This is a genomic window from Acidithiobacillus sp. (assembly GCF_049965315.1).
In the GTDB taxonomy this organism is placed as follows: domain Bacteria; phylum Pseudomonadota; class Gammaproteobacteria; order Acidithiobacillales; family Acidithiobacillaceae; genus Acidithiobacillus_B.
In genome coordinates this window covers 1-13,739 of record NZ_JBMFWL010000010.1, presented here as the reverse complement: position 1 = coordinate 13,739, position 13,739 = coordinate 1, and the positions used below count along the sequence as shown (strand labels likewise).

At 64.5% G+C, this 13,739-nt stretch carries 18 protein-coding genes; 1 reads left to right on the top strand and 17 read right to left on the bottom strand.

The window, feature by feature from the left end; translation table 11 throughout:
* The 15 genes from pal to ACP5MM_RS04265 form a co-directional block, all read right to left on the bottom strand.
* A complete protein-coding gene (gene pal / locus ACP5MM_RS04335) occupies positions 1–588 on the bottom strand; it encodes a peptidoglycan-associated lipoprotein Pal (RefSeq protein ID WP_427931562.1) in 588 nt (195 codons plus the stop codon).
* A gap of 96 nt (positions 589–684) precedes the next feature.
* Positions 685–1,956, bottom strand: a complete 1,272-nt coding sequence (gene tolB, locus ACP5MM_RS04330; RefSeq protein ID WP_427931560.1) for a Tol-Pal system beta propeller repeat protein TolB — start codon at positions 1,954–1,956, stop codon at positions 685–687.
* Positions 1,949–2,938 (bottom strand): cell envelope integrity protein TolA, encoded by a 990-nt coding sequence (tolA, locus tag ACP5MM_RS04325; RefSeq protein ID WP_427934158.1) that lies wholly within the window; start codon positions 2,936–2,938, stop codon positions 1,949–1,951. Before tolA ends, tolB begins: the two co-directional genes overlap by 8 nt.
* Complete coding sequence (gene tolR, locus ACP5MM_RS04320) at positions 2,935–3,345, bottom strand: protein TolR (RefSeq protein ID WP_427931557.1); 411 nt, start codon at positions 3,343–3,345, stop codon at positions 2,935–2,937. Before tolR ends, tolA begins: the two co-directional genes overlap by 4 nt.
* Positions 3,342–4,043, bottom strand: a complete 702-nt coding sequence (gene tolQ, locus ACP5MM_RS04315) for a protein TolQ (protein ID WP_427931556.1) — start codon at positions 4,041–4,043, stop codon at positions 3,342–3,344. The genes tolR and tolQ overlap by 4 nt, the downstream gene beginning before the upstream one ends.
* A 6-nt stretch (positions 4,044–4,049) precedes the next feature.
* Positions 4,050–4,475 (bottom strand): tol-pal system-associated acyl-CoA thioesterase, encoded by a 426-nt coding sequence (gene ybgC, locus ACP5MM_RS04310; protein WP_427931555.1) that lies wholly within the window; start codon positions 4,473–4,475, stop codon positions 4,050–4,052.
* The gene (gene ruvB / locus ACP5MM_RS04305) at positions 4,462–5,490 is read right to left on the bottom strand and encodes a Holliday junction branch migration DNA helicase RuvB (protein ID WP_427931553.1); all 1,029 of its coding nucleotides are present in this window, start codon (positions 5,488–5,490) and stop codon (positions 4,462–4,464) included. Before ruvB ends, ybgC begins: the two co-directional genes overlap by 14 nt.
* A 51-nt stretch (positions 5,491–5,541) precedes the next feature.
* Positions 5,542–6,123 (bottom strand): Holliday junction branch migration protein RuvA, encoded by a 582-nt coding sequence (ruvA, locus tag ACP5MM_RS04300; RefSeq protein WP_427931551.1) that lies wholly within the window; start codon positions 6,121–6,123, stop codon positions 5,542–5,544.
* A gap of 22 nt (positions 6,124–6,145) precedes the next feature.
* Positions 6,146–6,646: a crossover junction endodeoxyribonuclease RuvC gene (gene ruvC, locus ACP5MM_RS04295; protein ID WP_427931549.1), complete on the bottom strand. Its 501-nt coding sequence runs from the start codon at positions 6,644–6,646 to the stop codon at positions 6,146–6,148.
* Between the two features lie 27 nt (positions 6,647–6,673).
* The gene (locus tag ACP5MM_RS04290) at positions 6,674–7,426 is read right to left on the bottom strand and encodes a YebC/PmpR family DNA-binding transcriptional regulator (RefSeq protein WP_427931548.1); all 753 of its coding nucleotides are present in this window, start codon (positions 7,424–7,426) and stop codon (positions 6,674–6,676) included.
* Between the two features lie 177 nt (positions 7,427–7,603).
* The gene (locus ACP5MM_RS04285) at positions 7,604–8,224 is read right to left on the bottom strand and encodes a lysophospholipid acyltransferase family protein (RefSeq protein WP_427931546.1); all 621 of its coding nucleotides are present in this window, start codon (positions 8,222–8,224) and stop codon (positions 7,604–7,606) included.
* A 6-nt stretch (positions 8,225–8,230) separates the two neighbouring features.
* Entirely contained in the window at positions 8,231–9,328 is a 1,098-nt protein-coding gene (gene nadA, locus ACP5MM_RS04280; RefSeq protein ID WP_427931544.1) for a quinolinate synthase NadA, read from the bottom strand.
* A 69-nt stretch (positions 9,329–9,397) separates the two neighbouring features.
* Positions 9,398–9,847, bottom strand: a complete 450-nt coding sequence (nudB, locus tag ACP5MM_RS04275; protein ID WP_427931542.1) for a dihydroneopterin triphosphate diphosphatase — start codon at positions 9,845–9,847, stop codon at positions 9,398–9,400.
* Positions 9,831–11,621: an aspartate--tRNA ligase gene (aspS, locus tag ACP5MM_RS04270; protein ID WP_427931540.1), complete on the bottom strand. Its 1,791-nt coding sequence runs from the start codon at positions 11,619–11,621 to the stop codon at positions 9,831–9,833. Before aspS ends, nudB begins: the two co-directional genes overlap by 17 nt.
* Positions 11,622–11,712: 91 nt before the next feature.
* Entirely contained in the window at positions 11,713–11,970 is a 258-nt protein-coding gene (locus ACP5MM_RS04265) for an FmdB family zinc ribbon protein (RefSeq protein ID WP_427931538.1), read from the bottom strand.
* Positions 11,971–12,115: 145 nt separating this feature from the next.
* Between ACP5MM_RS04265 and ACP5MM_RS04260 the strand changes: the two genes are divergently transcribed.
* Complete coding sequence (locus ACP5MM_RS04260) at positions 12,116–12,781, top strand: MarC family protein (protein WP_427931536.1); 666 nt, start codon at positions 12,116–12,118, stop codon at positions 12,779–12,781.
* Here ACP5MM_RS04260 and ACP5MM_RS04255 read toward each other — a convergent pair.
* Positions 12,778–13,110: a DUF202 domain-containing protein gene (locus tag ACP5MM_RS04255; protein ID WP_427931535.1), complete on the bottom strand. Its 333-nt coding sequence runs from the start codon at positions 13,108–13,110 to the stop codon at positions 12,778–12,780. The two genes, ACP5MM_RS04260 and ACP5MM_RS04255, sit on opposite strands and share 4 nt — an antisense overlap.
* A gap of 264 nt (positions 13,111–13,374) precedes the next feature.
* Positions 13,375–13,739: DsrE family protein (locus ACP5MM_RS04250; protein ID WP_427934157.1), on the bottom strand; the 365-nt coding region annotated here is incomplete at its 5' end.

Here is a 13,739-nt window from a genome sequence, read left to right as displayed (position 1 = left end):
TTATTGGCCGCCGTTGTAACCGCCGCTATAGACAAAATCCACGCGGCGGTTCTTGGCCCAGCAACTTTCGTCATTCTGGGTGCACAGGGGGTTGTCCTTGCCGAAGCTGACGGTGCTGATCCGCGCCGTGCTCACCCCCTGGGATTCGAGGTACTGCTTGACGGCTTCGGCGCGCCGTTCGCCCAGAGCAAGGTTGTATTCCTGGGTGCCGCGATCATCGGTGTTGCCTTCCAGGCGTACCTTGACGTGGGGATGGGCCACCATGAACTCGGCATTTTGCGTGGCGATCTGCTGGCCGGTGGCATCGAGGGAGTCGCTGTTGAAGGGGAAGTGGACGCGCAGATGCTGGGGCAGGGCGGCGAGTTCGGCCGCCGTCAAACCGTTGCTGGAGCCGCCGATGGGGCCGTTGTTGCCGAGATTCTGACCGCCGATGCCGGCACCGGCATAGCCCTCGGTGGCTGCGGAGTTGGTCATGGCGGTGGGGCCGGCGGCGCCGGCTGCGGGCGCCCCGCTGCCGACGTTGTGGGCGCAACCGGTAAGGGCGAGGGCGCCGGCGGCGGCGATGATCATCCAGATACTATGACGCATAAAATGCTCCAAAAGAAAAATTTGCCAAAGTGTAGCCCCAGGCCCGCATAAATGCCAACGGGGAATTGCGGTCCGGCGAAAATATCCCGTGGTGCATCAATGATGGGACCAGGCCGGTTCGTTGTCCTGCCCTTCCGTCGTGCGCAGGATCTCCATGGTCTTGCCGTCCAGGCTCGCTTCGGCCAGGACCTTGCGGCCGCCGCGATGGGTGCCGTAGAGGATCATTTCGCCATTGGCGGCGAAGCTCGGGCTGTCGCAGTTGCCCTGGGCGTCGAGGACGCGGATGTCGCCCCCGCTGGGGTTCATCACGGCCAGGGCATAGACGCCATCGGTGCGGTGAATGAAGGCGATGGCATTGCCCGTGGGGGAGTAGCTGGGGCTGGCGTTGTAGTTGCCATCATAGCTGAGGCGATGGAGATTGCCGCCGTCGGCGTTCATGGCGTAGATCTGCGGGCCGCCGGCGCGGTCGGAAACAAAGACGATCTGCCGACCGTCGGGCGACCAGGTGGGGGAGGTGTTGATGGAATCGCCGTTGGTGAGCTGACGGCGTGCGCCGGTGCGTAGATTGACGACATAGATATTGGTCTTGCCGGCATAGGCGCGGGCATAGGCGAGGTCTTCGCCATTGGGGGAAAAGGCCGGGGCGCTGGTGATCTCGCCGCCGGGGGCGATGCGCTGGCGGCTGCCGGTGGCCAGATCCTGCACGAAGATCACGGCGCGGGCGTTTTCATAGGTCACGTACGCCAGCCGATGATTGTCTGGCGACCAGGTGGGGGAGAACACCGGCATGGTGCCATGGACGATGGGGTGGGGGTTCCAGCCATCGGACTCGGCCACGACCAGTTCGTAGATATTGCCCACTTGCCGGACATAGGCGATGCGTCCGGCAAAGGGCCCGGGCTTGCCGGTAAAGGCCTGATAAATGAGGTCGGCGACATGATGGGCGGTCATGTGCAGTTCGGCGGCGGAGCAGGTGTACCGCTTGGCCGCCAGTTGCTGCCCGGTGGCGACGTTGTAGACATAGGCGTTTACCACATAGCCGCCGTTGAGGGGTTCCACTGAGCCCACCGCCAGGCCGGTGGCGCCGATATTGGCCCATGCCGGGGCCTGGACGCCGCTGGGATCGCGGGGGTCACTCGGATAGCCCGTCGGGCTGAGGACGCGGAAGAGGCCACTGCGGGCGAGGTCATCACGCACCACCTGGGCCAGCGCCGGCTGACCGGGAACACCGGGGCCGAAGGAGGGGATGGCAATGGGGATGGCCGTCGCCACGCTCTTGGTGATCTCCACGGTCAGGGCGGCCTGGGCGGATATGGCGAAGGTCCAGGCGAGGAGAAAGAGTCCGATGGACCAGAGGCGTTTAACCATGATTGAGTTCCTCCGCGTTGAATTTGAGATTGACCTCTTTATAGAGGTCATAGGAGAGGCCGATGGGCGGTGCAAAGGGCGCGGCGGCCTGGACGGCGGCAATCACGGCTTGATCGAAGCGCGGATTGCCGCTGGAGCGAATGATCCTGGGCTGGCCGATAATCTGTCCCTGGGGGTTGAGTTCCATCTGGACCGTGCAGGATAGGGCCGCAGAAAAATTGGTATTCCAGGCGTTGTAGACCTGGGTACGGATCTTTTGGGCGAACAGACCGATGAGGCGCTGATTTTCCGCGGCCTGCTGCGCCCGCGCCGCTGCCAGGTTGGCCTCGGCCTGGGCCTTGGCCTTGGCCTCGCTGAGCTGTCGCTGCAGGGCCTTGGCGCGGGCCGCCTCTTCGGCCTTGGCCGTTTGCTCGGCCATCTGTTTTTTCAGTGCGGCAGCGCGGGCGGTTTCTGCGGCGGCTTTGACTTCGGCCGCCTTTGCCGCAGCGGCCTTGGCCTCGGCCGCCTTTTCAGCGGCAGCCTGCCTGGCTGCTTTTTGCTGGGCGGCGTGCTCGGCCTTGGCCTGCTCTGCAGCGGCTTGCTGTTTTGCGGCCATGGCGCTTTGCTTCGCCTCCGCTCGGGCCAAGGCGGCGGCCTTTTCCTTCGCGGCTTGGGCCGCTGCGGCTTTTTCTTCGGCGGCGCGGGCAGCGGCCTCTTGATGGGCTTTTTCTTCCGCCTTCCGGGCCGTTGCCTTGGCTTCCGCCGCCGCGGCCTGTTGGGCGGCGCTGGGTCGCGGTGGGCTTGGCTTTTGAATGGCTTTTGGTGCAGGGGCAGGGGCAGGGGCAGGGGTGGCTTTTGGACCGGAGCCGCTGATCAGTTCCGCCTGCACCGGGGCGTTGCTCGCGGTGGGCACATAGACGTGAAAACTCCAGAACAAGGCGATCAAAATCGCCCCGTTGAGGGTGATGGCCAGGATCAGGGGCCAGCGACGCTTCTGCTTCAATGTCCCTCCGGCCGCGTCAGCAACCCCACATGGGAAATGCCCGCCTGCTGCAGGCGCGCCATCACGGCCATGACCTTGCCGTAATCCACATGGGTATCGCCCCCGACCAGGACCTGCACCTGGTCATGGTTGGCAGCGGCAATGGCCTTGACCTGCTCCGCCAGACCGCTGAGGTCCACCTTGCTGTGGGTCTGCCGGTATTGCAGGGAAATCTGCCCTTGCCGGGTCACGGAGATGAGGATGGGCGGGGTCTTGTCCGACACCGGCTTGGTCGCGCCCTTGGGCAGATTGACGTTGACGCCCTGGGTGAGGAGCGGTGCCGAGAGCATGAAGATCACCAGCAGCACCAGACTCACGTCGATGTAGGGGACGACGTTGATCTCCGCGAGCAGCCGCCGTCGGCTCATGCCTGCGCCTCCGGAATCTGGCGATGGAGGATGTTGGTGAATTCGTCCATGAAGACCTCGTAACGGGCGTCGAGCCGGTCCACGTCATGGAGATAGCGGTTGTAGGCCACGGCGGCGGGAATGGCGGCGAAGAGGCCGGCGGCGGTGGCGATGAGGGCCTCGGCCACCGGCGGCGCCACCGTGGCCAAGGTGGCCTGCTGGGCGATGCCGATATTGGTGAAGGCGGTCATGATGCCCCAGACCGTGCCGAAGAGGCCGATGAAGGGGCTCACCGAGGCCACGGAGGCAAGGAAGGAGAGGTTGGTTTCCAGGTTTTCCACCTCCCGCATCCGGGCCACCCGCATGGCGCGGCGGGCCGCATCCAGGGCGTCGGCGGAGCGCGCCTTGCTGCGTTGCCGTTGGAATTCTTCATAGCCGGCGCAAAAAATGCTGCCGGCACCGGCTTCCAGGGCCGGATTGCCCGATACGTGATGATAAAGCTGGCTCATTTCGCCGCCGCTCCAGAAGCGTTGTTCAAAACGGTCCAGGGCCTTCCAGGCGGAGCGGAAGATGGCCCATTTCTGGAAGATGATGGTCCAGGAGGCAATGGAGGCGAGGAGCAGGATGATCAGGATGGATTGCACCACCCAGCTCGCGTTGAGCACGAGATGGGCGAGGGAAAGGGCTTGGGTACTGGCAACGGCGGCGTTAGGGTCCATAGGGTCTCACGGCAGTGGGGCGACAGGAATGACGGCGGCGAGGCGCGCCGGGATGGCGGTGGGGCGGAAGCGGCTGGCTTCGAGACAGACCACCTCCACTTCGCCCCGGCAGAGCAGCCGCTCTCGATGGTAAATCCTTTGTGCGAAGGTCATGCGGACAGGACCCTTGGCGATCATTTCCGTTTCCACCCGCAACAGGTCATTGAAGCGGGCGGGGGCGATGAAGTCCAGGTTGGCGCGACGGACGGCGAAAATGACCCCGTCGTCCTGCTCCAGCCGGTCCAGCTCAAAACCGCAATCGCGCAGCATCTCCGTCCGTGCGCGCTCCATGAAGCGCAGATAGTTGGCATGATAGACCACGCCGCCATGATCCGTATCTTCATAATAGACCCGGACGGAGTGGATGCTGCCGCGCTGCTCAGGGCTGGTCATCAAAGAGCGCTCCGCTGCGGGCCGGCGGGGTGAGGCCCAGGGCCAGATAGGTTTGTTCCGTGGCACAGCGGCCGCGGGGGGTGCGGAGCAGATAGCCGCGCTGGATGAGGAAGGGCTCGATGACGTCCTCGATGGTGCCGCGTTCCTCGCCGATGGCCGCGGCCAAGCTCTCCACCCCCACCGGGCCGCCGCCGAAGCGTTCGATCACTGCCCCCAGGAGTTTGCGATCCTGGCCGTCAAAGCCGTGGCGGTCCACCTCCATGAGCTGCAAGGCCGCCTCGGCGACGGACTGGTCGATACGGCCGGCGGCGCGCACTTGGGCATAGTCGCGGACCCGCCGCAGGAGGCGGTTGGCAATGCGCGGCGTCCCCCGCGCCCGCCGCGCAATTTCCACGGCGCCCTCGTGGCTGTGGGGCGTGCCGAGGATCTTGGTGGAGCGGGTGACGATCTGGGTGAGTTCCTCGACGCTGTAGAACTCCAGATGAAAGGTGATCCCGAAGCGATCGCGCAGGGGCGAAGTGAGCAGTCCGGCACGGGTGGTGGCACCGATGAGGGTAAAGGGCGGCAGACTGATCTTGATGGAACGGGCGGCGGGCCCTTCGCCGATCATGATGTCCAGCTCGTAGTCCTCCAGGGCCGGGTAGAGTATCTCCTCTACCACCGGGCTCAGACGGTGGATTTCGTCCACGAAGAGCACGTCGTGGGGCTGCAGGTTGGTGAGGATGGCGGCCAGGTCGCCGGGCTTGTCCAGCACCGGTCCGGAAGTCACCTTGAGTCCGCCACCCATTTCATGGGCGATGATGTGGGCCAAGGTCGTCTTGCCCAACCCCGGCGGACCAAAGAGCAGGACGTGGTCCAGGGCCTCCTGGCGACGGCGGGCGGCCTCGATGTAAAGCCCCAGATTGTCGCGCAGCACCGGCTGCCCCAAGTACTCCGCCAGACGGCGCGGACGCAGGGCATGGTCCACGGCATCCGGCGACGTTTCCAGGGGGTTCAGGGGGCCTCTTTCGATCATGCTGCTCTGACCATGGCGCTGGCGGGTGGTTCCTTGGCAGGAATGGGCGGCTTAGGCACGGGATAGGCTCTGCAGGGCCTGACGAATGAGGTCTTCCACGCCCAGTCCATCGGCCAATCCGGCCACGGCCTGGCTGGCCTGGGCGGGTTTGTAGCCCAAGGTCAGGAGGGCGGCAACGGCTTCCTGGCGCGGATCACCGCCGGGGGGGGTGCTGGACAATGCCTGCGCCAGTCCGCCCATCTTGTCACGCAACTCCACGACCAGGCGCTGCGCCGTCTTGGCGCCAATCCCGGGAATGCCCGTGAGCATGGCCACATTGCCTTCGGCCACGGCCTGCCCCAGCCGCTCTGTGGACAACCCGGAGAGGCAGGCCAGGGCCACCTTGCCGCCAATGCCGTTGACCCGGATCAGCAGGCGAAACATGTCGCGCTCGGCCTCCGAGAGGAAACCGTAGAGGAGATGGGCGTCCTCGCGGATGGTGAGGTGGGTAAAGAGGCAAAGCGCCGTGCCGTCCGGGGGTAGCTGGTAAAAGCTCGACAGGGGCAGCTCCAGTTCATAACCCACGCCCTGCACGTCCAGCCACAAGTAGGGCGGGCGGCGACGCAGCAGCTTTCCCGCAAGGAGGGCGATCATGGCCGCTGCTGACGGTGGCCGTTCATCGGATCGCCAGTTCCTGCCAGTGGCGCCGGGTGCTGGCGTGATGGGCATGGCAAATGGCGCAGGCCAGGGCATCGGCGGCATCGGCCTGGGGTTTGTCGGGAAGCTGCAGCAGCCATTGCACCATTTGCTGTACCTGATCCTTTTGCGCCCGCCCGCTGCCGACGACGGCCTGTTTGATTTGCAGCGCGCTGTATTCATGGACCGGCAGCCCGGCTTCGATCAATGCCACCAGGGCCGCCCCCCGCGCCTGCCCCAGCTTGAGGGCGGAGTCGGCATTGCGCGCCATGAAGACCTGCTCGATGGCCGCCGTAGCGGGCGCATGCTCGCCAATGACCGCGCGGAGTTCCCGGTAAATGGCGCCGATCCGCTCCACAAAGGGCTGGCCCTCCACATGCAGGCAACCGTGGGCCACATGCCGCAGCCGACCGTCCGCGCCCTCCTCCACCACGCCAAAACCGGTGCGCAGGGAGCCCGGATCAATACCCAGAATGCGCATGGAAGCCTTCCCGGGCGGGTTCTGCCGTCACGACGCGGCCTGGATGCGGGCCATTTCTTCATCGCTCATTTCGTAATTGGCGTAGACATTCTGCACGTCGTCGTTTTCTTCCAGGGCATCGAGGAGCTTGAGGAGCTTTTCCGCCTCCTCGCCGCTGACCGGGTTGCTGGTCTCGGGGATCTGGGTCAATTCGACTTCCTCGGCCTTGAGGCCGGCCGCTTCGAGGGCGGCCGCCACCGCATGCAAGGCCTGGACCTCGGTGTAAACGGCAATGCGCTCGTCCTCGTGGACCACGTCTTCGGCGCCGGCCTCCAGGGCCGCTTCGAGAATCCGGTCCTCGTCGGCATCGCCGGGGAAGCTGATCAGCCCCCGGCGCTTGAAGAGATAGGCCACCGAGCCGGAAGTGCCGAGATTGCCGCCGCGTTTGGCAAAGATATGGCGCACTTCCGCCACCGTGCGTACCTTGTTGTCGGTCAGGGTCTCCACCAGGATGGCAACCCCACCGGGACCGTAGCCCTCGTAGGTGACTTCCTCGTAATCGATGCCTTCCAGTTCGCCGGTGCCGCGCTTGATGGCGCGCTCCACGGTGTCCTTGGCCATGTTGTTGCCATAGGCCTTGTCCAGCGCCGTGCGCAGGCGCGGGTTGCAGCCCGGATCCCCGCCCCCGGCCCGCGCCGAAACGGTGATTTCGCGGATCAGACGGGTAAAGATCTTGCCCCGTTTGCTATCCTGCGCGGCCTTGCGGAATTTGATATTGGCCCATTTGCTATGTCCGGCCATGACAGCACTCCTTATCCTGCGTTGATAACAGTCGATCCTGAAAAACGGCGGTTGGCACGGGTGTTTTGCCGCGACCTTGGTCTGCGCCCTGGAACCACAGGCAAAGGCCACAGGGCAACAAGCACTCGTGCCAACTGCCGCATCTGGGCGAATGATAACCCATGCCGGGCAATGCCGTCATGCCAGGGTGGCGATGGCGCTCATGATGGCCCCGAGGACCTCCCCCGCTGCGGCATCGCGATGGAAATGCAGGGGTACCCCATAGCGCAGCAGAGGATGCTGGCGCCGCAGCCAGGTGCGCAGATCGCTCCTGCCCTGCTCCGCGCCGATGATGCGCGCCGGCACCACCGCCGCGCCGCTCTCCTTCACCAGCCAGGCAATTCCCGCCTGGACGCCCTGGCGGTTGACGCCGCCTTCGGGGAAGATCCCCAGCACATGCCCGTCCATGAGGACCTGCCGCGCCCGACGCAGGCCCTGGACATCGCGGCCATCCCGGCGCACCGGAATGCAATGGCTGAGGTCCAGCAGCGGACGCACCCATTTTTTGTCGTAGTACTCCTGGGCCACCAGGAAGGAGATGAGGCGGTGATTGCTGGCGACGAGGAGCAGCGGGTCAAGCACCGAGACATGGTTGCAGGCGAGAATGGCGGCCCCCTCCTCCGGCAGGGTGCTGGGCTCCCAGCGGGCTCCCTGATAGACGCTGGCGTATGCCACAACCAGTGCATGCAGACTGCGCTGCAGGAGGGACCATTCCTGCTGCTGATCGGGAGCGTCGAGGGCGGGACGGGTGGCGGACAAGGGGGCTCAGGAAACGGCCAGCATGCGATCCAGGGCCACCCTGGCCAGGGCCGCGGTATCGGGATCGACGCGGATGCGGTTGACCACCCGCCCCGCCGCCAGGTCCTCCAGGGTATCGGCCAGATGTTCCGGGTCAATGCGGAACATGGTGGAACACATGCACACCATGGGCGACATGAACTCGACGCTTTTCCCCTCCTTCCGCACCTCTTCCGCAAGCCGCGTGACGAGGTTGATCTCCGTACCCACCAGCCACTCCGTTCCCGGTGCCGACGCCTTCACGGTACGAATGATGAAATCGGTGGAGCCCACCGCATCGGCCATGGCGCAGACCTCAAAGGCCGCCTCCGGATGGGCGATGACCCGCCCCTCGGGATGGGCCGCGCGCCAGCGTTCGATGTGGGCCGGTTGAAACATCTGGTGCACGGAACAATGGCCCTTCCAGAGCAGGATCCTGGCGCGATGTATTTCTTCCGGGGTCAGGCCGCCCAAGGGCTGGGTCGGATCCCAGACCGGCATGTCGCGCAGCGGAATGCCCAGTTGGTGGCCGGTCCAGCGTCCCAGGTGCTGATCCGGGAAGAAGAGCGCCTTGCCCCGCCGGGCGAAGGCCCATTCCAAGACCTTGCGGGCATTGGAGGAGGTGCAGACGGTACCGCCATGGGCACCGCAAAAGGCCTTGAGGGCCGCCGAGGAGTTGACATAGGTCACGGGGGTGACCGCTTCGTCGGGGTCCAGGACCGTTGACAGCTCATCCCAGGCCCGCTGCACGGCGGGCATGTCGGCCATATCGGCCATGGCGCAACCGGCATTGAGATCGGGCAGGATGCTGGCCTGCTCCGGCCGGCTCAGGATGTCCGCCACCTCGGCCATGAAATGCACGCCGCAGAAGACGATGAACTCGGCTTCCTGCTGCGCCGCTGCCCGGGACAGTTGCAAGGAATCTCCATGAAAATCCGCATGACGGTAGACTTCCTCGCGCTGGTAATGATGGCCGAGGATGACCACACGCCCCCCAAGCGCCGCCTTGGCCCTGCGGATGCGCGCATCCACCGTGGCCGCGTCGGCGCGCGGAAGTCCATGGAAAACCACCGTCTCAACACTCATGGCAGGTCCCTCATCATGAAAGCGCGAAAAAGCGGACTGTTTTTTCGAACTTCCTATAAAAACCTTACGTTAAGGAGACTGTTGAACATCGTCAAGGGTCAGGCCACAGCAATCCAGTATCGCCAGCCGATTGGTCCATGACCCCGTTCGCGCCGCCGCCTCCCTGGCCGGCAGCCAGCGAAATGCCCGATGCTCCCGGGGCTGCAGGCGGGGTGTGCGCGTCTCCGCCAAGGCAAGCGCAAAAATATGTTCCTCATTCTCGCCCACGTCCGGGGCATAGCGATCCCGCCACGGCGGCACGATGGGAAAATGATGGCTTACTCCCGTATCCACCAGCCCCGCGCCGGCAAAACCCGTCTCCTCGGCAAGCTCCCGCAGCGCGGCCGTGCGCCAGTCCTCCCCAGGCTCCAGGCTGCCCGTCACCGATTGCCAGAAGCCCTCCGGTTGCACCCGCTCCAGCAGCAAGACCTGATCGCCGCTATGGATCAGCACCAGGATGGACTTAGGGATTTTGAACATCGCTCCCCACGCCGGGACGCAGCCGAATGCCGAGATCGCGCAACTGCGCCTCCGCCACCGTCCCGGGAGCCTCGGTGAGCAGGCATCCGGCCTTTTGCGTCTTGGGGAAGGCGATCACGTCGCGGATGGTGTCCGTCCCGGTCATGAGCATGACCAGGCGATCCAGGCCGAAGGCCAGGCCGCCATGGGGCGGCGCACCATAGCGCAGGGCATCCAGCAGAAAGCCGAATTTCGCACGAGCTTCTTCCGGCGCGATTCCCAGGGCCGCAAAGACCCGTTCCTGCACGGCTTCCTGGTGAATGCGGATGCTGCCGCCGCCAATCTCGTTGCCGTTCAGCACGAGATCATAGGCCCGCGCCAGGGCCTCCCCGGGGGCGCTGCCGAGGAGTTCCACATGCCCCGCCTGCGGGGCGGTGAAGGGATGATGGGTGGCCGTCCAGCGTCCTTCCCGGGCATCGTACTCAAACATGGGAAAATCGGTGACCCAGACGGGTCGCCAGTCGCCCGCCAGCAGACCATGGTCGGCACCGAGGCGGTTGCGCAGGTTGCCCAGGGTCTCGTTGACCACCTTCTTGCCGTCGGCGCCAAAGAAGAGGATGTCGCCGGCCGCGGCGCCGCTGCGCGCCAGGATCTCCGTCAAAGCGGCTTCGGGCAAAAACTTCACGATGGGCGACTGCAAACCCGCCGCACCCTGATCCACGGCGTTCACCTTGATCCAGGCCAGGCCCTTGGCCCCATAAATGGCAGCGAACTCCGTATAGGCGTCAATCTGCGAGCGGGTCAGCGCGGCGCCGCCCGGCAGGCGCAGGCAGGCCACCCGCCCATCGGCCCCCAGGGCCGCCTCGCGGAAGACCTTGAAGTCCACCGCGGCCATGAGATCGGTGAGTTCCGTAAGCTCCAGAGGATTGCGCAGATCCGGCCGGTCCACGCCAAAGCGGCGCATCGCCTCGGCGTAGGTCATGCGCGGAAAGGCCGCGGGGAGGGTCACCCCGAGGGTGTGGGCGAACAGTTCGCGAATCATGCGCTCGGCCACATCCATGACCGCCTGCTCGTCCACAAAGGATGCCTCCAGATCGATCTGGGTAAATTCCGGCTGGCGATCCGAGCGCAGGTCCTCGTCGCGGAAGCACTTGGTAATCTGGTAATAGCGATCCAGGCCCGCCACCATCAAGAGCTGTTTGAAGAGCTGCGGGCTTTGGGGCAGGGCAAAGAAGTGTCCCGGCTGGGTACGGGAGGGCACCAGGTAATCGCGCGCCCCTTCCGGTGTCGAACGGGTCAGTACCGGTGTTTCCACGTCCACGAAACCCTCGCTGTCGAGGAAATTGCGCACAAACTGCGTCGTGCGATGGCGCAAACGCAGCCGCGCCAGCATCTCCGGCCGGCGCAGATCCAGGTAGCGGTATTTGAGGCGCAGGTTTTCCGCCACCTCCTCCTCATCCAGGGGGAAAGGCAGGGGCTCGGCGCGATTCAGGATCACGATGCTTTCCGCAGCGAGTTCCAGCGCGCCGCTGGGCAAGTGGGGATTTTCCGTCCCCGCCGGTCGCGGGCGCAAAGGGCCGGTCACCTGCAGCACATATTCGCTGCGAATCTCCGCCGCCAGGGCAAAGGCCTCCGCCTGATCCGGATCCGCCACCACCTGTACCACGCCCTCGCGGTCGCGCAGGTCGATGAAAATGACGCCACCATGGTCCCGGCATTTCTGCGCCCAGCCGCAGAGGGTCACCCGCTGACCGACCAGATCCCCTTGAATCGCATTGCAATAATGTGTCCGCATGCCGCGTTCTGTCCTTCATGGATAAGAAAAGGGCCACCCCGCCCGGGAGGCCCGTTCAAAAACGGAAGACTGCCCTGATCCCCGAAGGGCGTCAATGGCAGGTGCAGGCGCCCCCGGCACAGGGCGGAGGAACCGCTGTTTCGCCCTTGTCTTCGCTTGGCTTGCTACCGCCCTTGAAATCGGTTTGGTACCATCCCGAGCCCTTCAACGCAAAGCCGCTCGCACTCAAGACCCGCTCCAGCGCCGGCTTTCCGCATTGCGGGCAATCCGTGAGGCGCGCCTCGGTCATGCGCTGCTCCACCGCGAAACGATGGCCACACTCCTTGCATACATACTCATAAGTTGGCATCTTACTCCCCTAATCTATCAATGAATGCTTATTAAATACGACCTTGCGCGGGATTTTTCAAGGTCCCATTTTTTCATCGGCATCCCCAGGCGGAAGATTCGGCGCCTGGCAGGGTCCATGCTGTGGGGAAACGAAGCGAGCGGCCATGACCGGTGCACCCTTGATCAGCAGCGATCTGCACGCTGCCTTGCAGACCTTGATCGCCCTTTTGGCCATCCTCAACCCCATCGGCGCGGTGCCCATCTTCATTGCGCTGACCAATGATGAAGATCCCCAGCAACGCCTTGCCACCGCCCGCCTGGCAGCCAAGGCCGTTGCCGTCGTTTTGCTCATTTCCGCCTTTCTGGGAGAATACATCCTGCGTTTTTTCGGGATCAGCATCGCCGCCTTCCAGGTGGCGGGCGGCTTGGTCCTCATGCTGCTGGCCTTCAGTATGTTGCAGGCCAAATCCAGCCGCTACCGTCACACCCCGGAAGAAACCGCCGAGGGCATGCAAAAGGAGGCCGTAGGCGTGGTGCCTCTCGCCATCCCCCTCCTGGCCGGTCCCGGCACCATCAGCACCGTCATCATTGCCCACCACAAGTCGGCATCCTGGCTGGCGGACATCCTCCTCACCCTGGATGTGCTGGCCGCCGCCGCCGTTGCTTATGCCGCCCTGCGCCTGGCCCTGCCCCTGTCGCGGCGCCTGGGGGTGACGGGCATCAACATCGCCACCCGGATCTTTGGCCTTCTCCTCGCCGCCATTGCCGTCACCTTCATCGGCAACGGCCTCGCCGCCCTGTTTCCGGGCCTGGTGCATCCCGGCGTTTAGGAAGGCAGGGCCCCCGACTCCCGTTCCTCGCGCAAGGTTTGCTCTTCAATCACGGTCAGGGCGCGATAATGCCCCAGCATGTGCAGGTACTGCTTCAAACCCGTCAGCCAGACCCCGGTGCCCAGGACGATGCAGACGTAACCGATGGTGGACCAGATGTCCGGACCGAAGAAGCGGATGAAGGTCAGACCCGCCAGCACCAGCGTCAGCGCCGTGCGGCTATAGGCGAGGAAGGTCCGTTCGTTGGCCAGCACCGTGCGATCCAGGGCCAGCCAGTCGCGCAGGATGAATTCGCGCGGATTAAAGTTATCATAGGGTAATTTGTTCAATGCTCTGCTTCCCTCGTCCACATCCCCAAGTCTGGTCGATGCGCCAAAAGGCGGAAATCCATGGCCAAGGCCCCGACTTTATCGGGTCCTGCCTTTTTCAGGATACTGCAGCCGGTACGCCGGAGGAAAGCGCAAGCCTCTTTATAATCGTCTAGGAAAATCTGATAGGCCCGCGGGTGGTGGCGAACCGGCCAAAAAAAGGCGCATCGGGTCGTTATCCGTAACGACCGTCTGCGCCCAGAGGATGGAGAGGGAAAAAGGTGTTTAGGGCTTTATGTACTGGAAGCCGTGGGCCTCCAGTTGCATGATGCGCACGATGCCGGCAGGCACGATAACGGCCTGGGGAACCAGATCCGGCATGTGCCCCAGCTTCTTGGACATGGCCAGCATGGTGTTGTGGCAGGCATCAAACTCCACGCCCTCGGCATTCAGGGCGCCAATGCGCTCGGCCACGGGGCTGTCGGCCAGGAACATCTTCAGGCCCGGTCCAAAGGCGACGATCACGATTTGCACCTTCGACTGGCCGAAATAGTTGAGCATGTTCTGGGCATTGTTGAGGATCAGATCCCAGCGGGCCGGATCATCCTGGCTGACCTGGATGACCACATGGGCTTCGGCAAAGGGCACGT

What these genes read in the sequence shown, in the direction of transcription:
- pal (WP_427931562.1), bottom strand. Translation starts at nt 588, where the DNA reads ATGCGTCATAGTATCTGGATGATCATCGCCGCCGCCGGCGCCCTCGCC.
- tolB (WP_427931560.1), bottom strand. Translation starts at nt 1,956, where the DNA reads ATGGTTAAACGCCTCTGGTCCATCGGACTCTTTCTCCTCGCCTGGACC.
- tolR (WP_427931557.1), bottom strand. Translation starts at nt 3,345, where the DNA reads ATGAGCCGACGGCGGCTGCTCGCGGAGATCAACGTCGTCCCCTACATC.
- tolQ (WP_427931556.1), bottom strand. Translation starts at nt 4,043, where the DNA reads ATGGACCCTAACGCCGCCGTTGCCAGTACCCAAGCCCTTTCCCTCGCC.
- ybgC (WP_427931555.1), bottom strand. Translation starts at nt 4,475, where the DNA reads ATGACCAGCCCTGAGCAGCGCGGCAGCATCCACTCCGTCCGGGTCTAT.
- ruvB (WP_427931553.1), bottom strand. Translation starts at nt 5,490, where the DNA reads ATGATCGAAAGAGGCCCCCTGAACCCCCTGGAAACGTCGCCGGATGCC.
- ruvA (WP_427931551.1), bottom strand. Translation starts at nt 6,123, where the DNA reads ATGATCGCCCTCCTTGCGGGAAAGCTGCTGCGTCGCCGCCCGCCCTAC.
- ruvC (WP_427931549.1), bottom strand. Translation starts at nt 6,646, where the DNA reads ATGCGCATTCTGGGTATTGATCCGGGCTCCCTGCGCACCGGTTTTGGC.
- ACP5MM_RS04290 (WP_427931548.1), bottom strand. Translation starts at nt 7,426, where the DNA reads ATGGCCGGACATAGCAAATGGGCCAATATCAAATTCCGCAAGGCCGCG.
- nadA (WP_427931544.1), bottom strand. Translation starts at nt 9,328, where the DNA reads ATGAGTGTTGAGACGGTGGTTTTCCATGGACTTCCGCGCGCCGACGCG.
- nudB (WP_427931542.1), bottom strand. Translation starts at nt 9,847, where the DNA reads ATGTTCAAAATCCCTAAGTCCATCCTGGTGCTGATCCATAGCGGCGAT.
- aspS (WP_427931540.1), bottom strand. Translation starts at nt 11,621, where the DNA reads ATGCGGACACATTATTGCAATGCGATTCAAGGGGATCTGGTCGGTCAG.
- ACP5MM_RS04265 (WP_427931538.1), bottom strand. Translation starts at nt 11,970, where the DNA reads ATGCCAACTTATGAGTATGTATGCAAGGAGTGTGGCCATCGTTTCGCG.
- ACP5MM_RS04260 (WP_427931536.1), top strand. Translation starts at nt 12,116, where the DNA reads ATGACCGGTGCACCCTTGATCAGCAGCGATCTGCACGCTGCCTTGCAG.